Annotated in this window: 10 protein-coding genes; 4 read left to right on the top strand and 6 right to left on the bottom strand. The window is 66.2% G+C overall.

Features of this window, described 5'->3' with window-relative positions; translation table 11 throughout:
* Nucleotides 1–32 precede the first annotated feature (32 nt).
* Nucleotides 33–851 carry a formate dehydrogenase accessory sulfurtransferase FdhD gene (fdhD, locus tag CSQ95_RS04505; protein ID WP_257217951.1) on the top strand — a complete coding sequence of 273 codons (819 nt, stop codon included), beginning with the start codon at nucleotides 33–35 and terminating at the stop codon, nucleotides 849–851.
* Here the strand turns inward: fdhD and CSQ95_RS04500 are convergent.
* The gene (locus CSQ95_RS04500; protein ID WP_099408653.1) at nucleotides 827–3,151 is read right to left on the bottom strand and encodes an FdhF/YdeP family oxidoreductase; all 2,325 of its coding nucleotides are present in this window, start codon (nucleotides 3,149–3,151) and stop codon (nucleotides 827–829) included. The two genes, fdhD and CSQ95_RS04500, sit on opposite strands and share 25 nt — an antisense overlap.
* Nucleotides 3,152–3,296: 145 nt before the next feature.
* Here CSQ95_RS04500 and CSQ95_RS04495 point away from each other — a divergent pair, with 145 nt between their 5' ends.
* On the top strand, nucleotides 3,297–4,058 hold the full coding sequence (locus CSQ95_RS04495) for a GNAT family N-acetyltransferase (RefSeq protein ID WP_046683713.1): 762 nt from the start codon (nucleotides 3,297–3,299) through the stop codon (nucleotides 4,056–4,058).
* Here CSQ95_RS04495 and CSQ95_RS04490 read toward each other — a convergent pair.
* The 3 genes from CSQ95_RS04490 to CSQ95_RS04480 all read right to left on the bottom strand — a co-directional run bounded on the left by CSQ95_RS04490 (nucleotide 3,991) and on the right by CSQ95_RS04480 (nucleotide 10,894).
* The gene (locus CSQ95_RS04490; protein WP_099408652.1) at nucleotides 3,991–9,468 is read right to left on the bottom strand and encodes a CHAT domain-containing protein; all 5,478 of its coding nucleotides are present in this window, start codon (nucleotides 9,466–9,468) and stop codon (nucleotides 3,991–3,993) included. The two genes, CSQ95_RS04495 and CSQ95_RS04490, sit on opposite strands and share 68 nt — an antisense overlap.
* A 266-nt stretch (nucleotides 9,469–9,734) precedes the next feature.
* Nucleotides 9,735–10,022, bottom strand: a complete 288-nt coding sequence (locus CSQ95_RS04485) for a hypothetical protein (RefSeq protein WP_034757399.1) — start codon at nucleotides 10,020–10,022, stop codon at nucleotides 9,735–9,737.
* 179 nt (nucleotides 10,023–10,201) lie between these two features.
* On the bottom strand, nucleotides 10,202–10,894 hold the full coding sequence (locus CSQ95_RS04480; RefSeq protein ID WP_070313594.1) for an ABC transporter ATP-binding protein: 693 nt from the start codon (nucleotides 10,892–10,894) through the stop codon (nucleotides 10,202–10,204).
* Nucleotides 10,895–11,215: 321 nt separating this feature from the next.
* On the opposite strand from CSQ95_RS04480, the gene egtD reads away from it, so the two are divergent.
* Together egtD and egtB are read left to right on the top strand one after the other, a co-directional pair.
* On the top strand, nucleotides 11,216–12,208 hold the full coding sequence (gene egtD / locus CSQ95_RS04475) for an L-histidine N(alpha)-methyltransferase (protein WP_099408651.1): 993 nt from the start codon (nucleotides 11,216–11,218) through the stop codon (nucleotides 12,206–12,208).
* A gap of 7 nt (nucleotides 12,209–12,215) precedes the next feature.
* Nucleotides 12,216–13,448, top strand: coding sequence for an ergothioneine biosynthesis protein EgtB (gene egtB, locus CSQ95_RS04470; RefSeq protein ID WP_099408650.1), 1,233 nt, complete (start codon nucleotides 12,216–12,218; stop codon nucleotides 13,446–13,448).
* A 16-nt stretch (nucleotides 13,449–13,464) separates the two neighbouring features.
* Here the strand turns inward: egtB and CSQ95_RS04465 are convergent, their stop codons facing one another.
* Entirely contained in the window at nucleotides 13,465–15,069 is a 1,605-nt protein-coding gene (locus CSQ95_RS04465; protein ID WP_180278953.1) for a methyl-accepting chemotaxis protein, read from the bottom strand.
* Nucleotides 15,070–15,237: 168 nt separating this feature from the next.
* Nucleotides 15,238–16,944, bottom strand: coding sequence for a 2-isopropylmalate synthase (gene leuA / locus CSQ95_RS04460; RefSeq protein WP_070219528.1), 1,707 nt, complete (start codon nucleotides 16,942–16,944; stop codon nucleotides 15,238–15,240).
* Nucleotides 16,945–17,221 lie beyond the last annotated feature (277 nt).

Genomic DNA, 17,221 nt, shown 5'->3' with positions numbered 1-17,221 from the left:
ATGGGGCCTGTGATAGTTCCCCCATGGTTGCCATGTCAGAAGATACAGAGATCGAACGCGCCGGCTTCGTCGAGCGCGCCATCGTCCGCCATCGCGCGGGCCAGTTCACCGATGCCATCGACCACGTCGCCGAGGAAATCCCCGTCGCGCTGGTCTTCAATGGCATTTCCCACGTCGTCATGATGGCCACCCCGCGCGACCTGGAAGCGTTTGCCTACGGTTTCGCGCTGACGGAAGGCGTGGTGGCATCGGCTGCCGCCATCTTCGATTGCGAAGTGTTGCTGCGTCCCGATTCCGCCGAAGTGTCCTTGAGCATCGCGCAGGAGGATTTCGTGCGCCTGAAGGACAGGCGCCGCCAGCTGACGGGCCGCACGGGCTGCGGCGTGTGCGGCATCGACAGCATCGACATGCTCGATTTGCGGCCCGCGGCGCTGCCGCCGTCCCTGATCCGCGTCGACTTGCCGGCCGCGCTGGCGCGCGCATCCGCAGGCTTGCGCGAGCACCAGGCGCTGATGCGGGAAACGGGCGGCGTGCACGCGGCCGCGTGGTGCACGCCCGACGGCGACATCGTGCACGTGTTCGAGGATGTCGGCCGGCACAATGGTCTCGACAAGCTGATTGGCTACCTGGCGCTGCACGATATCGACATGCGGCGCGGCTTCGTCTTCCTGTCCAGTCGTGGCAGCTACGAGCTGGCGCGCAAGGCGGCGCGCATGCAGATACCCTTGCTGGCGACGATTTCCGCCCCCAGTTCGCTGGCCATTTCCATCGCCACGCAGGCCGGCATGAAGCTGGTGGGTTTCTGCCGCCAGGATGCGTACGTCGATTACACGCCGGATATCGGCATCTGAACATTCGCCGCTTGTAGCAGCACCGGCACGGACTTCGACGTGGGCGTGCCGGCGCCGTCGGCCGTGCTGGCCAGCGGCACCAGCGCATTCGTCTCCGGGTAGTAGGCGCCCAGGCAGCCGCGCGGGATGTCATAGGCGACCAGCCGGAAACCGTCGGCCCGGCGCGCCACGCCATCGTCCCAGGCGCCTATCAAATCGATCATATCGCCATCCTTAAAACCCAGCATGGCGATATCGGCCGCATTGGCGAAGACGACCTTGCGCGTGCCGTAAACGCCCCGGTAGCGGTCATCCATGCCGTAGATGGTGGTGTTGTACTGGTCGTGCGAGCGGGTGCTCATCAAGACCATCAGGCGCTCGCCGTGGCGCGCGCGGGCGCGGTGCAGCGGCGTGTCGAGGTCCAGCGGGGCGACGAGGAAGTTGGCCTTGCCGCTGGCCGTCTTCCACACGCGTTCGCGCGAGGCCACTGTCAGATGAAAGCCGCCCGGCTGCGCCACCCTGGCGTTGTAGTCGTAAAAATCGTCGAACACCTTTTCGATATCGTCGCGGATGCGCGCATAGTCGGCCGCGTACGCGCGCCAGTCCACTAGATTGCTGCCCACCACCGCTTCGGCCATGCCGGCCACGATGGCCACTTCCGAGCGCAGCTGCGGCGAAGCGGGCGCATTGCGGCCGTACGAGATATGCACCATGCTCATCGAGTCTTCCACCGTCACGCCTTGCGCCACGCCGTGCTGCAGGTCGATCTCCGTGCGGCCCAGGGTGGGTAGCAGCAGGGCTTCCTTGCCGATGACCAGGTGGCTGCGATTGAGCTTGGTGGCCACCTGCACCGTCAGCGCGCACTGGCGCAGCGCGGCGCAGGTGACGGGCGTGTCCGGCGTGGCGGCCGCGAAATTGCCGCCCAGCGCGATGAACACCTTGACGTCGCCGCGCCGCATGGCTTCGATGGTGGCCACCACGTCGTGGCCGTGCGCGCGCGGCGGAGTAAAACCATACACCTGGCCCAGGCGGTCGAGGAAGGCGGTTGTCGGCTTTTCCTCGATGCCCATCGTGCGGTCGCCCTGCACGTTGGAGTGGCCGCGCACGGGACATAATCCGGCGCCCGGCTTGCCGATCTGGCCGCGCAGCATCATCAGGTTCGACAGCATGCGGATGGCCGCCACGCTGTGCTTGTGCTGCGTCAGGCCCATGCCCCAGGTGGCGATGATGCGTCGGCCCTTGACGACAATGTTCGTCAATGCCTCGATCTGCGCGCGCGCCACGCCCGACTCCCGCAGCAGCAATTCCCAGCTTTCTGCGCGCAGGTCGTCGCGGAAGGCGTCGAAACCGCTGCAGTGCTCAAGAATGAAGGCGTGGTCGATGACGGCGGGCCTGCCTGCCGCCTGCGCCGCGTCGTCATGTTCGACGACGCGCTTGGCGACGGCCTTGATCAGGGCGAAGTCGCCGCCCAGCGTCGGTTGCACGAACAGGCCGGCCAGACGCGTGCTGTCCAGGGTCGCCATTTCCCGCGCGCTTTGCGGGTCCATGAAGCGCTGCAAGCCCCGCTCGCGCAGGGGATTGATGGAAACGATGCTGCCGCCGCGGCGCGCGCACTCGCGCAGTTCGCCCAGCATGCGCGGGTGGTTGGTGGCGGGATTCTGGCCGAAGATGAGGATGGTGTCGGCCAGTTCGAAGTCGGCCAGGGTCACCGTGCCCTTGCCGATGCCCACGGTGGCCGGCAAGCCGCGGCTGGTCGCCTCGTGGCACATGTTGGAGCAGTCGGGGAAGTTGTTCGTGCCGTACAGGCGCGCCATCAGCTGGTACAAAAAGGCCGCTTCGTTGCTGGCGCGTCCTGACGTATAGAACGCGGCCTGGTTGGCATCGGGCAGGGCGCGCAGGTGGCGGCCCACGAGGGCGTAGGCGTCTTCCCAGGCGATAGGCACGTAGCGGTCGCTGGCGGCGTCGTAGACCATCGGTTCTGTCAGGCGGCCGTGTTGCTCGAGCGCGTAGTCCGACTGTTCCAGCAGCTGCGTGACGGTGTGGCTGGCAAACAGTTCCGGTCCGGCGCGGCGGCTGGTCGCTTCGGCGGCGACGGCCTTGGCGCCGTTTTCGCAAAAGGCGAACGTGGACGCGTGGTGGCGGTCGGGCCAGGCGCAGCCGGGGCAATCGAAACCGTCTGGCTGGTTTTGCGCCAGCAGCGCCTTCAGATTCCCGGGCGCGACGCGCTCCTGGCGCAGGCTGATGGCCACGTGTTTCAAGGCGTCCCAGCCGGCGGCAGGCTTGGTGTAGGGCGTGATATGGACGGCGTCGGTGTCTGTCATGGGCTCTTTCGGCTGGGCGAGTGTGGTAATTATGCACGATCCCCGAATGACGTTGACTTGCGTCATGGAAATGACATTCGGCTGTCATTTTCCTGACATATTAGGCAAGTACGCTGGAGTCGTCTTGATCACAGGGGATGAAACCATGCAAAACATAATCGCATCAAACGAAGCCAAGGCCCGTCCGGTCCAACTGGTGCTGAGCCAGGCCACGACGGCGGCGGAATTGCGTGAAGTCCAGCGTTTGCGTTACAAGGTGTTTATCGAGACGATGGGATTGACGTCGCTTGCCAACGCCGATGGCCTCGACAGCGATGAATTCGACGCGCACTGCGATCACCTGATCGTGCGCGACGCCGACACCCTGAAAGTAGTGGGCACTTACCGCGTGCTGAGCGCGGCCAAGGCGGCCAAGATCGGCCGCCTGTATTCGGAAAACGAGTTCGACCTGAGCCGCCTGAAGAACCTGCGCGGGCGCATGGTCGAAGCGGGCCGCGCCTGCATCCACCCGAAATACCGGGGCGGCAGCGTGATCATGCTGCTGTGGTCGGGCCTGGCCGAGTACATGCGCCGCGAGCGCTGCGACTACCTGGTCGGCTGCGCCAGCATCAGCCTGGCCGATGGCGGCCACAACGCCGTCGCCGTGTACCAGGCGCTGGCGGAAAAGCACATGGCCCCAAGCGAGTACCGCGTCACGCCGCACCTGCCTTTCCCCATCCACCAGGTGGAAGCGGCGCACAAGCCGCAAGTGCCGCCGCTGATCAAGGGCTATCTGCGTTCGGGCGCCTGGATTTGCGGCGAACCGGCGTGGGATCCTGATTTCGAAAGCGCCGATATGTTCATGATGATGCCGCTGGCGAATCTGGACGAGCGCTATGCGCGCCATTACGGGGTGGTGCCTGGCTAAGGCTGCCAGGGCTCACGCCGGGCAGTAAGGCCTGCAGCTGGCTGGCCAGCGCCTGCACGGTGCTGCGCAAGCCGGTCTCCGGGCTGTCGGGCGGCAGCAGTTCGAGCAGGAAGCGCAGCGGCGCCGTGATCGTTTCGGGTTCGCCGATGCTGCCGTGGCGCCGCACGGCGCCGTGGTACAGGGCCAGGAAGGCGGCGCGCGCGGGCGCGTCGAAGGACTGGCCGTCCGGCGCCTGCCACAGGGCCGCCAGCAGGGCGGCGCGCACGGGGGCGCCGGCGTCGATGGCGCGGTGTTCATCCGCGTGGCGCTGGCGCGCATAGGCGATGGCGTCGTGCAGCAAGTCGCCCAACTGCGGATCGAGCGCGCGCCAGGCGCCGCCGTCGCCATGGGCTTTCAGCAGCAGGGCGCCCGCCAGCACCTGGAAAATCAGGTCGCAGTCGGCCGCGCCGCTGCGCCGCCGCGCTTCTTCCAGCGCGGCCAGGCAGGCGTCCGTCATGGCGCGCAGGGCCGATGCGCCGGAGTTTCCTTCGCGGCAGGCCAGGCGCGCCTGCAAGGCCCAGTAGCGTCCCAGCAGGGCCAGGCGCTGCGCCGTGGGCGCCAGCGCCACCAGCAGGTCGATATGCTGCTTTCCATCCTGCAGCAGCTGGCGTCCCTGGGCCGGGTCGGGCACGGCGGGCACCTCGATGCCGGCGCCCGCATTGAGGCCGCACAGGGCCGCGCCCTGGCGTATCTCCAGTTCCGCCCAGTGGGCGAGCGCGCGCAAGCCCACCTTGCCGTCGGCCGCGCTGTGCGCCGCCCGGTAATGTTCGATGGCGCGCAGGGTGTTCTCCAGTCCACCGAGACCGGCGCGCGTGGCAGCCATGTTTTCGCGGATGTCGGCGCAGCCGAAGAAGCGGGCACGCACGGCTTCCTCGATGCTGCCCAGCTTTTCCTCGATGGCCGCGCGGCGTGCAGGATCGGCACCCGCCAGGCGCGCGTGCAGGGTTTCCAGGTCGGCCAGCAAATGGCCGTGGTAGTGGTAATCGGGCGCTTGCCAGGGCCGGCTCTGCGTGTTCGGAAAGCGGTAGCGGTCGTCGCCGTACGCCTGATAGGCGCCCCAGGTGTTCGAGGCGGGGAATTGCAGATACGCCGCCTCGCGCGCCAGGCGCACGGCGTCGCCGAAGTATTCGCCGCTCAGCATGGCGTGGTAAAAGCTGTGCGCGAAGATGCTGGCCGCCTGGTCGTCGATGCGCCAGCCGGCCGCGATCACCGCCTGCGAGCCCATTTCAATGAAGGCCGTGGCCAGGCTGGCGGCCAGTTTCGACCACGGCGCGATGGCGTCCGGGCGCATGTCGCCCAGGTGGCAGCAATTGATGAAGACGAATTGCGGCACGCGCTTCAATTTACCCACCTGCGCCGCCGTCAGCCGCGTCTTCGGTCCCAGCACCAGGCCCGTATGGGCGATGCCGGGGCCGGCCACTTCGCCATGGCCGGCCAGGTGGATGGCGAAATAGCGCTCGTCGAACAGGTGCACCAGCACGCGCTGCGCCTGCGGGCGCAGCAGCTCGCGCACCTGGTAGCCGTACGCGCAGAACATGCGCGCCACGTCCTGCGCCTCGGCCTGCGCGGCGGACAGCTCTGGCAGGCCGGAATCGGTGTCGCCGATCACCAGCACGCTGTTGCTGGGCGGGCTGACGGCGGACGGCTGCTCGCGCAGGCTGGCCAGCTGGCGCACCATGCCGATGCGCGTCGACAGGGGGCTTTCCTCGCTGCCCGCCTCGTCGCGCATGAGTTCCCACGGATAGATGGCGGCGCTCTGGTCGACGGCCAGGATCAGGCCGCGCATCTCGGGGATGGCTGCCTTCAGGCCATTGGGCAGCATCAGTTCGTACAGCGCGCGCGACAGGCCCGGCTGGTCGGTGGTGTTGTCGGTGGCATCCATGATCAGGCCATCGACGGCTTGCCGCTGGTTCGGCTCCTCGTCGACGCTGTTGTGGGCGCGGTCCGTCAGCACCGTGAAGCGCAGGGCGCCCGACAGATCGGCGGCGACGATCTGCACGCGGCGCCAGCCGTTGTCGCCGCTCAGGCTGGGCAGGATGCGCCGGTAGCCGCCGGGGCTGTGGCGGATGCGCCGCTCGAACGTGAAACTGCCCTGGTAGCGCGCTTCGGCCATGATCTGTTCGATGGCCACGGCGGCGGCGATGGCGCGCGCCTCGGACTGTTCGTAGATGGCGATGTGGCCGATGCGGCAGGCCATGCCCGCGTCTTCGAGGCGCCGGTTGGCGCTGCGCGCGCCGTCGATCAGGGCCCGCGCGCACAGGGCGATGCTCAAGCCGCCGTAGCCGGAACCGGACAGCAGGCTGGCCACGCGCAAGCCGTGCTCGCCCATCGGCGGCGTGGCCACATGGCCGGCGGCGCGCACCTGCAGGCAGACGCACGCGTATTCGAGCAGGCCGCCGGCAAAGGCGCGCGCCAGTTCGCCCGGCGTCAGCTCGCCCAGCGCGCCCAGGCCGATGACGATGGCGCCGCCGGGCCGGCGCGCCGCATCGGGCTGCAGCACCACGAGGGCGGAGTCGGGACGCTGCGGAAAGCGCCCGAGCGCGTGGATTTCCTGCAGCTTGCCCGCCAGCAGGCGGTCGAGAAAACTCATGCTGCCGCGCAGCGATTCGGATGCGTAGCAGCCGCTCATGACGGGCGCGTCGGCCGAGGCCATGCTGCCGTGGATGACGGATAGGCTCAGCTGCGGCGCGCGGCTTTCCGGCGCGCTGGCGGGGCCGGCGGCGCCGATGGCCGCGTCGAGCAATTCCTGCGGCTGCGGGTACAGCGGCGTGGCGTCGGGCACGTAGGGATGGAAGCGGGGCGGGGCGCCGCCCGGCGCGTGCGGCGGGTGCCGGGGCAGGGCGGCGCCCTGGCCGCCGTCGAGCAGCTGCGCGATGGCCGGGTAGTATTCCTTTTGCAGCAGCAGGTCGCCATGCGCCACCGGCAGGTAGCAGGCCGCCACGCCGTCCGGCACCGCGCCTAGCCAGGCCGTGCGGCCATCGCCGTCCGGCGACCAGGCCGTCTCGATGGCGCCGTCGCGCAGGCGCAGCGCCACCGGCGTGTCGGCGCAGCCGGCCAGGTAGCTGCAATGGCGCGCGTCGAGCGGGGCCGCTTCCAGCAGGGTCACGGTGGCGCGCGCGGCGGCCAGCGCCGGCGCCTCGGGCGCCTGCCAGCCGCCGGGCAGCCCCGCTTGCGCGTCGCCGGCGGCCAGCTGCGCCCAGGCGCCGGCGTCGAAATAATCGATGGCGCCCGCCTGCGGCCACGGCAGCATGTCGAGCACGCCGGGAAAGGCGCGCACGAAGCCGAGAAACTGGCGCCGCGTGTGCTTCCAGCCGATCCAGCAGGCCAGCATCTGCACCAGCCGGTCACGCCCCAGCAGCACTTGCACCATCGCCTGCGTGCCACGGTTGGCCGTGCCCACCTGCAGCAATCGGCTGCCGGGCAGGGCGCCGAAGCGCTGCCAGCGGTCCTTCAGGGCCAGGCGCGCCACCAGTCCGCCCATGCCGTGGGCTACGATGCGCAAGGGCTGGCCGCGCTGCTCGGCGTCGCGCATGGCGTCGTCGAGCACGGGCAGGAAGGCGCGGCACGACTCCTGCAGCGACAAGCGCCAGTCATAGGTAAAGGGCCGCACTTCCTGGCTTTGCGCGAGAAAGCGGGCGAACGGTTCATAGCAGGACTCGAGCCAGCCGGCGCTGACGATGTGCGGCTGGCCGACGGCCAGGCGTTCGATGCGCCCTTCGACCAGGTTGACGGGGTCGAACCAGATGCGGTTGCTGCCCACTTGCAGGTGGCTGCCCATGATGTCGGGCAGCAGCAGCACGATGGGCGCGTGTGCGCGCCGTTTCGGCACCTCGCCGCTGCGCGCCAGCGGGCCGTGCTCGATGCCGGGCAGCGGCTGGTAGGCGGTCTCGTCGCCGCTGAGCGCCTGCACGGCGGCCTGGCTCGATGGCGCGCGCTCGAAGTAGTTCAGGTGGTGCGTGTGCGGCCCGCGCAGCAGCAGTTGCCGCACGGGTGTGCTGCGCGTGGCGCCGCCGGCCATCGAGGCGCAATTGACCACCAGGTCGTTCTGCCCGCCGTACAGCTGGTCGTCGAGGCAGTCGCCCAGCCAGCCCAGCAGGCCATCGCCGCTGCACGCGCCGGCCAGCACGTGCAGCGGACTGGCCACGCGCACGTCGGGCGCGTTGAGCAGCGCCACCAGGGGCGAGTCGGGCATCATCGCTTCCAGTCCCGGCAGGATGCGCGCGTCGCAGCGCTGCTGCACCACGGCCAGCAGGAAGGCCATGGCGCCGTCGGGAACGCTGCCGTGCAGCAGCAGGTTGAACATCACGCTGGCCCAGCGGTCCAGACGGCCCGACATCAGGGTGGTGCCGCGCGACGGGCAAGCCACGCGCACGAAACGGGCGATGCGGATGGCGCGTGTTTTGAGTTCCACGCTCAATTCGCGCAGGCGCACCGCATCCGCGTCGTAGCCGCCGCGTCCGCCCAGCCGCGCCTGCGCCGTGAAGTGTTCGATATCGTGGCTGTTGAACGCTTCGCCGCCCACCGTGTTTTCGCTCAATCGCTCCAGGCCGTCGCCGGCCAGGTCGACGGCGCCGCGGCTGTCGATGCGCTGCGCCCGGGCCAGCAATTCGCCCACCAGGCCGCCGCGTGAATGGGTCAGCAGGTGCAGCACGGCGCCGTGCGGCAACTGGCGCACGAGGGCCAGCGCGTTCTCGATGGGACTGTCGCTGAGGCTGCGGTGCTCATAGCCGTAGATGCGGTTGCCGTACTGCGCCGCCAGTTGCGGCGCCAGGCCGTTGCGCCACAGGCCGGCAAAGCTGCGCTGGGTCGACGAGGCCGTGCCGTGCAACAGCAGCAGCACCGGTTCCGGCCCGGCGGGCAGGCTGGCGACGGCCGTCATGCCGCCCGCCTCGATGCCGCAGCGGTACAGGCCCAGCCGTTGTTCCAGCTGGCGGTCCTGGAAGGCGCCCGCCGCCGCCAGCGCCGTCATGGCGGCGGCGCCGCAGCGGTACACGCGCACGGCCCGCAGCATCCAGGCGCCCAGGCCGTCGCGGCTGGCGCCGGGCGGCGGGCGCGCCGCCTGCGGGCGCAGGGCCAGCCCCACTTCGATGCTGGCGGGCGCGCCGTCGCGCGCCAGCGTGGCCGGCCCCAGGTAGCGTGGCAGGTCCAGGCTGCCTGCCAGCAGCGAACTGCCGTCGCACAGCAGCAGCTGCACCACGTCGGCCGGGCCGATATCGAGGGCGATGCGGCAGCTGCCGATGCCGCGCGCGCTCGACAGCACGTGGGTTTCGCTGTGCCAGCCGGGCGCGGCGGGGCAGTCGCCGGCGCTGGCGAGGGGATCGCGCGTGAGCGTCAGGCGCAGCACGGGCGGCGCAAGGGGATCGCTGGACATGCGGTTGAGATCACTGGTTAAAAGCTGACCTTGATGCCTGCGCGGACTATGCGTGTTGTGTCAGATCAAGTATGTGTGGAAATGCAGGGGGAGAAGCTGGGAGGGCTGGCGCGGCAGGGCAGAGAAACGGTCAGCATGGTTTGGGCTGGGTCTCTTCGCTATCGTGCTCGGATGTTGTGCGGTGAGCGAACTACGCGAATTGTATGGCAAAAGTTCATGGCGCCGGGGACCTGGGTGCCTGGCATGGCATTACAACAGCGGGTGGTTCAATGGACTGGTGTGGCGGACAGTTCCTTCAGTTCGCGGATGGTGATGTCCGATTTTTCATGCATGCGCAATAAAATCGTTGCACCGACCGACAGTTTGCCGTGCCGAATCTTGCTGATGATGGGAGGCTGAACTTCCAGGACGCGGCACAGTTCCGCATCATTTTTCAAGTTCAGCTTCTCGATCAGGGTATCGAGCAGCTTGTTCGGCACAAAACTCGATGGTTCGAGCGCCCGCGCCCGGTTCATCGCTTCAATCATTTCCAGCTTCTTTTGTCGAACGTTCATTTACTCCTCCTTCAGGTTATGCAAGGGACGAGACCACTTTATATGGTCCCGGCTATAGTTCGTCATCGCAGTACGGCTGTCTGGGTGACGTGACAACATTCGCGTTACAACATTGATAACCAGGCAAGTGTTTTCAATAATACTACGATAACAAAACTTGTGACAGATGGTCAGTTAAATTAACTGATTGTTTGATCAATTTGGTTGACGGTTGTTGTATTTTGTAAGCCGCTTTTCGTCAGAATCATGGTCCGGTCCGCCATTTCGGCGGCGGCCAGCGAGTGCGTGACCATGATCGCGCAACTGCCGTTGGCCTTGATTTCGGCGCGCAGCAATTGCAGGATGCTGTGCGCCGTGTCCGGGTCGAGGTTGCCGGTGGGCTCATCTGCCAGCACCAGCGCCGGCTTGTGCACGAGTGCGCGGGCGATGGCCACGCGCTGCATTTCGCCGCCCGACAATTGCTGCGGAAAGTCGCCGCCGCGTCCGCCCAGGCCGACGGCCTCGAGCATGCTGGCGGCACGCTCCTGGGGCAGTCCGTTGAGCAGCAGCGGCAGGGCCACGTTTTGCAGCAGGGTCAGGTGCGGCAAGACGTGGAAAGCCTGGAAGATAAAGCCCATGCGGGCGCGACGCAGCCGGGTGGCGGCGGCGTCATCGAGGCTGGACATGGCAATGCCGTCCACCAGGATAGGGTGCGCTTCGGCACCCGCATCGGGCGTATCGAGGCCGGCGATCAGGTTCAGCAAGGTCGACTTGCCCACGCCCGAATCGCCCATGATGGCGATGAATTCCCCCGCCTTGAAGCGGCAGGAAAGGTTGGCCAGCACGGGACGGGCATTGGCATAGGACTTCGACAGATGGCGCAATTCGAGCATGGTGATCTTGATTAATAACGGCTATCGTAAAGGGAGGCACGCGGGGGAGAGGGGGGCCTGGGAACTGCAAGGGGCGCGGATTGTTTGGCCGGCAATGTGTAGTATACGACAGCCTTATCATTTTTGCTGGGTAATACCAATTTTATGTGCATGCCGGCTGTTCGACCTTAAGTTACCTGCCGCACGGCTGGCTTGCGCGGATTCCGCTATGATGGAAAAAAGTCATCGGCAAGGCGCCCGCACACCGCTGCGGCAGGGGCGGCGCGCCCGGTGGCCGACCGTGCAAGCCCTTCGTGAACCTCATATTGACGACGCCAGCCCATGACCATGCCACTCGCGCAACAGCAGTCCGATTTGTATCCCGCCAGCAACGCCAGTGCGGCCAGCGCCACTCCTGTCACGATAGCCGAGATCAGCGCAGGCCTGTTGGCGCGCGATGCCTGGACTTCGCCCAAGTATCTGTACGACGCGCTCGGCTCGAAACTGTTCGAAGCCATCTGCGCCTTGCCCGAGTACTACCCGACGCGTACCGAGGCGGCCATCTTCGCGCGCCACGGCGCCGAGATCGCGCACGCCGTGGGGCCGGGCAGCACCCTGATCGACCTGGGCGCGGGCAATTGCGCCAAGGCCGCCAGCCTGTTTCCGCTGCTGCATCCGGCGCAATATGTGGCCGTGGATATTTCCTACGATTTTCTCAGTGAATCGCTGAGCCGGCTGCAGCAGCGCTTTCCGCATATCGAGATGACCGGTCTGGGCCTGGATTTCTCCAGTCGCCTGGACTTGCCCGACAGCGTGCGCGACGCGCGGCGATTGTTCTTCTATCCCGGCTCGTCGATCGGCAATTTTGCGCCTGAGCAAGCGATCGCCTTTTTGCGCCGCCTGCGCGCGAATGCGGACGGCGATGGCGGCCTGCTGATCGGCGTCGACCTGATCAAGGAAGACGCCATCCTCGACGCCGCCTATGACGATGCGCTGGGCGTCACGGCCGCTTTTAATCTGAACATGCTGCGCCACGTGAATGGCCTGATCGGCGCCGACTTCGACGTGCGCGCGTGGCAGCACCACGGCTTTTTCAACGCCGACGAGCACCGCGTCGAAATGCACCTGGAAGCGCGCAGCGAACAAGTTGTCCATTGGAAAGGTGGCCAGCGCCGTTTCGCGAAAGGCGAACGCATCCATACAGAAGACAGCTATAAATATACGCGCCCGGCCTTCGTCGGCTTGCTGGAGCAGGCAGGGTTTTCCACCGTTCAAGTCTGGACGGACCCGCAGCAGTGGTTTGCCGTCATTTATGCGCGCATCATCAGGGACTAAGAAAAAGATGCTGATCGATCATTACAATAAAGTGCGCCAGCACTCGCTGCGGCTGGCCGAACCCCTGTCCGACGAAGATTGCGGCGCCCAGTCGATGCCGGACGCCAGTCCCGTCAAATGGCACCTCGCGCATACCACCTGGTTTTTCGAAACGTTTATCCTGGAAAGCATGGAAGCGGCGTTCGCGCCATTCCACCCGGCTTTCCGCGTGCTGTTCAACTCGTATTACAACGGCGTGGGCGAGAAGCACCCGCGCGCCCAGCGTGGCTTGCTGACGCGCCCCGGCATGGCGCAGGTGCGCGCTTACCGGGCCGACGTCGATGCGCGCATCGCGCGCCTGCTGGCGGGGGAACTGGCGCGCGACGCGCGCGAACGGCTGACCATGTTGCTGGCGCTGGGCCTCGAACACGAGCAGCAGCACCAGGAATTGCTGTTGACGGACGTCAAACACTTGCTGGCGCAGAGCGCCCTGTTTCCCGCCTATCTAGACGGCGCGGTGGCGCCAGCGCAAGAACACGCGCAGCCCACGGCCTGGCTCGCCTTCGACGGCGGCCTGGCGCAGATCGGCCATGCGGGCGACGGCTTTTGTTTTGACAATGAATTGCCGCGCCACCCGCAATACGTGGCGCCGTTCGAACTGGCCAGCGCGCTGGTGACGAATGGGGAATTTCTCGCCTTTATCGAGGCGGGCGGCTACCGCACGGCGCATTGGTGGCTGGCTGAAGGCTGGGACTGGGTCCGCACGCAACAGCTGACATGCCCCCTGTACTGGCAGTGCGACGAGGCGGGCCGCTGGCAGGAATTCACTTTATCCGGCTTGCGCCCGCTGGACCCGCAGGCGCCGGCCACGCACTTGTCGCTGTTCGAGGCCGATGCGTATGCGCACTGGGCCGGCGCGCGCCTGCCGACGGAAGCGGAGTGGGAAGTGGCGGCGCAGGGCGTCGACATGCAGGTGGGCCAGCTGCATCCGGCGGCCGGCGCGCCGGGAACGGGACTGCGGCAGATGTTCGGCCATTGCTGGCAGTGGACCAGCAGCAGCTATGCGCCGTACCCGGGCTACCGCACGGCGCCCGGGGCGCTGGGCGAATACAACGGCAAGTTCATGCTGAACCAGTATGTGCTGCGCGGCTCGTCGTGCGCGACTCCTGCCGGCCATGCGCGCGCCAGCTACCGCAATTTCTTCCCGGCCGGCGCGCGCTGGCAATTTACGGGCATCCGCCTGGCGCGCCAGGTGGAATAAGCAAAGGTGGAATAACTTAGTGCAGGCGCGGGACGGCGGGCGCGTCAGGACGGGGCGGTGCCTTGGCGCTGGCGTTCTGCTCGAGCTTGAACTGGCTGACGAGGGTTTCCAGGTCGCCCGCCTGTTCATGCATGGCCGCCGCCGCCGCGGCCGCTTCCTCGACCAGGGCCGCGTTCTGTTGCGTCGTCTGGTCCATCTGCATGATGGCCGCATTGATCTGCTCGATGCCTTCGCTCTGCTCGTGGTTGGCGACGCTGATTTCACCGACGATGGCGCTGACCCGGCCCACGCTGGCCACCACTTCATCCATCGTGGCGCCCGCCTGGCTGACCAGCTGCGCGCCCTGGCCGACCCGCGTGACGGAGTCGGCAATGAGTTCCTTGATCTCTTTTGCCGCCGCCGCCGAGCGTTGCGCCAGGTTGCGCACTTCCGACGCCACGACGGCAAAGCCGCGGCCTTGCTCGCCGGCACGCGCCGCTTCCACGGCCGCATTCAGTGCCAGGATATTCGTCTGGAAAGCGATGCCGTCGATGACGGCGATGATGTCGACGATCTTGCGCGACGAGGCATTGATGGCGTCCATGGTGCCGATCACTTCCGCCATGGCCGAGCCGCCGCGCTGCGCGATGGCCGACGCCGAGCGGGCCAGACTGTCGGCCTGGCGCGCATTGTCGCTGTTGCTGCGCACGGTGCCCGTCAGTTCGATCATCGACGAAGCCGTCTCTTCCAGCGCGCTGGCCTGCGCTTCGGTGCGGGCCGACAGGTCGGCATTGCCGCTGGCGATCTGGCTCGACGCCACGGCGATCGTACCCGTGCCGCCGCGCACTTGCCCCACGAGGGTGGCCAGGTTGGTGTTCATGTCGCGCAAGGCTTGCAGCAGCTGGCCCGCTTCATCCTTGCCGTCGGCCACGATCTTGCTGCTCAAGTCGCCTCCAGCCACGGCTTGCGCCACGCGCAGCGCATATGCGATCGGCGCGGTGATCGAGCGCGTGACCCGCCAGGCAAAGAGCACGCCCAGCAGCAGGGCAGCCGTGCCCAGGCTGGCCATCAGCACATTCGCCGCGGAAATATTCTGCTGGATTTGCTGGCCGCCATGCACGACCACGCCGCGCTGAATTTCATTCAGGCGGTTCACCGTCTTTTGCAGTTGGTTCAGGGCGGGCAGGGTATCGTCGCGCACGTGCTTGGCCGCTTCCGCGCGCTGCCCCGCCACCAGCAGCTTGTCTGCCTGGCTGAACGAGACGACATAGGCCTTGCGCTGCTGCTTCAGGGTGGCCAGCAGGTCCTTGCCTTCCGGCAGCACGATCAGGCGGTCGAGGATGGCCAGCGCATCGGTGATGGTGGCCTTGTTGGCATCGATTTCGCCATGGATGGCGTTGGCGCGGGCTGGATCTTCATGGATGAACAGTTCCAGCACCAATGCCGCATTCGAACGCGTCGTGCTGCGGATGGTGGCGATGGCGTCCGCCTTGGCCCAGTCTTTCTCGATGATGGACTCGCTGAGCGCGCCGATCTTGTCCAGCCGGAACAGGCCCGTTCCCACCAGTACTGCCATCAGCAGCAGCACCACGCCAAAGCCGGCACCCAGGCGCGCGCCTATCTTCATATCCGTCAATTTCATACTGATTCCCTCGGTAGCTAATGATCTGTCCCCGGTGGTCTTATTATGAGTCGATTATACGGCGCGTGATACTTCTTTTGCAGCAACAATTGCCTTGCGGAAATGAAAAAGCGGCACGGCGATCAAGCCGTACCGCTTTTTTTCCCTGTGCCAGAGGGAACGCAGTCCTTAGACGGCGCTCGCCGCCACGTTGGCCGTTGTTGTTTTTTCGGCTTCCGTCTGCCCAATGCGGCGGTTCACGGCCGACAGCACGGCCTTGAACGAGGCGGTGACGATGTTGCTGTCGATGGCGGCGCCGAACAGGGTCGGGCCGTTATCGAGGCGCAATTCCACGTAGCACGCCGCTTGCGCGTTGGCGCCGGAGCCGATCGAGTGTTCGTGGTAATCCATCAGCTTGATGTCGAGACCGAGCGCATTGACGAAGGCGTCGATGGGGCCGTTGCCGCCGCCTTGCAGGGCCAGCGGCGTCTGGCGGTGCGACAGGCTGATGTCGATCTGCACGGATTCGTCGCTGCTCGTGTCTTCCACCATGCGGTGCGAAGCGTAGGCGTACGGCGCCGTTTGCTCCAGGTATTCCTTCTGGAAGATTTCATGGATATCCTGCGCGGCGATTTCGCGGCCCGTGGCGTCGGCCACGGCTTGCACGGCGCGCGAGAATTCGATCTGCAGGCGGCGCGGCAAGACCAGGCCGTATTCCTGTTCCAGCAGATATGCCATGCCGCCCTTGCCGGACTGGCTGTTGACGCGGATCACGGCGTCGTAGCTGCGGCCCAGGTCGGCCGGGTCGATCGGCAGGTAGGGCACTTCCCAGATGCTGTCCGGTTGCTGCTTGGCGAAACCTTTCTTGATGGCATCCTGGTGCGAGCCGGAGAAGGCAGTAAATACCAGGTCGCCCGCATACGGGTGGCGCGGGTGGACGGGCAACTGATTGCACTCTTCCACGCACTTGCGCACGGTGTCGATGTCGGAGAAATCCAGGCCCGGATGCACGCCCTGCGTGTACAAGTTCATCGCCAGGGTGACGAGATCGACGTTGCCCGTGCGCTCGCCATTGCCGAACAAGCAACCTTCCACGCGGTCGGCGCCCGCCATCACGGCCAGTTCGGCCGAGGCGACGGCCGTGCCGCGGTCGTTATGCGGGTGCACGCTGATGATGATGGAATCGCGGCGCGCCAGCTTGCGCGACATCCATTCGATCTGGTCCGCATACACATTGGGCGTGCTGCATTCGACGGTCGAGGGCAGGTTGATGATCATCTTGTTGGCCGGCGTCGGCTTCCAGATGGCGCTGACGGCGTCGCAGATATGCTTGGAGAAATCGAGCTCCGTGGTGGAAAACGATTCCGGCGTGTATTCAAAGCCCCATTCCGTTTCCGGATGCTGGGCCACCAGCTGTTTTACCAGGGTGGTGCCGGTGGTGGCGATAGTCGTGATTTCTTCACGCGACATGCCGAACACGACCTTGCGGAACACGGGCGCCACGGAGTTGTACAGGTGGACGATGGCGCGTTTGGCGCCGACGACGGATTCCACCGTGCGGCGGATCAATTCTTCGCGCGACTGGGTCAGCACGATGATGGTGACGTCGTCCGGAATGCGGCCTTCATCGACAAGCTTGCGCACGAAATCGAAATCCGTCTGCGATGCCGATGGGAAACCCACTTCGATTTCCTTCAGGCCGATGGCGATCAGCATCTCGAAGAACCGCAGCTTCTTTTCCGCGCTCATCGGCTCGATCAAGGACTGATTGCCGTCGCGCAAGTCGGTGCTCATCCAGATCGGCGGTTTGCTGATGATCTGGTTCGGCCATTGACGGTCGGTCAATTTAACTGGAGGAAAGGCGCGGTATTTGGAAGCTGGGTTTTGCAACATCATGATCGGGTACTCCTGAAGATAGGGGGAAATCAATGGTTGTGGCGCAAGCTTGCCGGGCGGCCACGCAACACTAGGCCAGGCAAGCGATCGGTAGCGGTAGCAGTGCGGCCGCGATGCCGGCAGGGGCAGTCGCAGCGGGGATTACGTGTACGTATGGGGATGGTGCAAACATCATCAAACCTTCCAGGGTTTTTGAAACACGCCGGCGTGTGGCCAGGCGAAGCAATGCGGCAAACTTATGCGCGTGCTAGTAGTAGTCGCGATAGCGACAGCAGGG

It is taken from the genome of Janthinobacterium sp. BJB304 (genome assembly GCF_002735765.1).
Classification (GTDB): domain Bacteria; phylum Pseudomonadota; class Gammaproteobacteria; order Burkholderiales; family Burkholderiaceae_D; genus Janthinobacterium.
This window is presented reverse-complemented; position numbering and strand designations above follow the sequence as displayed.

Coding starts and splice junctions, on each gene's coding strand:
- fdhD (WP_257217951.1), top strand. CDS start 33: ATGTCAGAAGATACAGAGATCGAACGCGCCGGCTTCGTCGAGCGCGCC.
- CSQ95_RS04500 (WP_099408653.1), bottom strand. CDS start 3,151: ATGACAGACACCGACGCCGTCCATATCACGCCCTACACCAAGCCTGCC.
- CSQ95_RS04495 (WP_046683713.1), top strand. CDS start 3,297: ATGCAAAACATAATCGCATCAAACGAAGCCAAGGCCCGTCCGGTCCAA.
- CSQ95_RS04490 (WP_099408652.1), bottom strand. CDS start 9,468: ATGTCCAGCGATCCCCTTGCGCCGCCCGTGCTGCGCCTGACGCTCACG.
- CSQ95_RS04485 (WP_034757399.1), bottom strand. CDS start 10,022: ATGAACGTTCGACAAAAGAAGCTGGAAATGATTGAAGCGATGAACCGG.
- CSQ95_RS04480 (WP_070313594.1), bottom strand. CDS start 10,894: ATGCTCGAATTGCGCCATCTGTCGAAGTCCTATGCCAATGCCCGTCCC.
- egtD (WP_099408651.1), top strand. CDS start 11,216: ATGACCATGCCACTCGCGCAACAGCAGTCCGATTTGTATCCCGCCAGC.
- egtB (WP_099408650.1), top strand. CDS start 12,216: ATGCTGATCGATCATTACAATAAAGTGCGCCAGCACTCGCTGCGGCTG.
- CSQ95_RS04465 (WP_180278953.1), bottom strand. CDS start 15,069: ATGAAATTGACGGATATGAAGATAGGCGCGCGCCTGGGTGCCGGCTTT.
- leuA (WP_070219528.1), bottom strand. CDS start 16,944: ATGATGTTGCAAAACCCAGCTTCCAAATACCGCGCCTTTCCTCCAGTT.